Source organism: Paenibacillus oryzisoli, from assembly GCF_001653565.1.
GTDB lineage: Bacteria > Bacillota > Bacilli > Paenibacillales > NBRC-103111 > Paenibacillus_E > Paenibacillus_E oryzisoli.
In genome coordinates this window covers 1-829 of the sequence record NZ_LYPB01000009.1, presented here as the reverse complement: position 1 = coordinate 829, position 829 = coordinate 1, and the positions used below count along the sequence as shown (strand labels likewise).

Genomic DNA, 829 nt, shown 5'->3' with positions numbered 1-829 from the left:
AAATGCCTTTATGGTCACTTTGTCAACGCCTGCGGCTCCCTTGTTGCGTTTAACCTCTTTGAAGGCTTCCTCCAAGTTTGGTGTCGCCCAAATCTTGTCGATTAGGCTATACCATCTGCGTTTCTTGCCATTCTCAACTCCCTCACGGAAGCGCCTGACCTCTTTCGTCTTTTCCTCCATGTCTCGCTTACGCTTCCCTTCAAGACCCGACGGCTTAGCCTTACGGCAGTAGTTCAGGTTTCTTCGTTGGTACTTCACCCCAGACGGTCTACCCTTATGTTCGACCTCGGTTCTTCGCACTTCTTGGCTCCCCGACTTCTGTCTGGTACATGACGGATTTTTTTCAGCACTCCTCTTACACCAGTTCCAGGCTTCGCACAAGTACCCGCCTTTTGAGTCAGGGCTTGCACCAGCAACATTGTGCTGGTTCACTTACCATTGCGGCTTTTCCTGTAAGCTTTTTCGCTACTATCCCTTCATATGACTGCTCACCATCCTTAGCCTCGCCTTGACCTTAGGTCTTGTACGTGGGTTACCAAAAAAAAAATTGGGAACGATGAGCTCTCCTTGGGTCACGTCAACGACTTTCCCCCGAATCCAGTCCTCCTAACTTTCGAGATCTGTGGTGGTATTGGACGTTCCCTTCTTTTGCAGAGTTATCCGATCTCACTAGCCAACTTGGTTTAGCCGCCTGTTCCGGGATTTGCCTTCAAACCCTCCGCACGCATCCTCGCGGACTACGCACTGCCTGTCGGCTATGTACTTCCGCCACCTCGCGGTGTACTGGAGACTTTCACTCCTTAGTCGTTGCGCTGCCAAGCGCACAAAA

General features: G+C 51.1%; 1 pseudogene. It reads right to left on the bottom strand.

Annotated elements, in window-relative coordinates:
- Positions 1-300: pseudogene (locus A8708_RS00070) on the bottom strand (hypothetical protein); the annotation flags it as partial.
- Positions 301-829 lie beyond the last annotated feature (529 nt).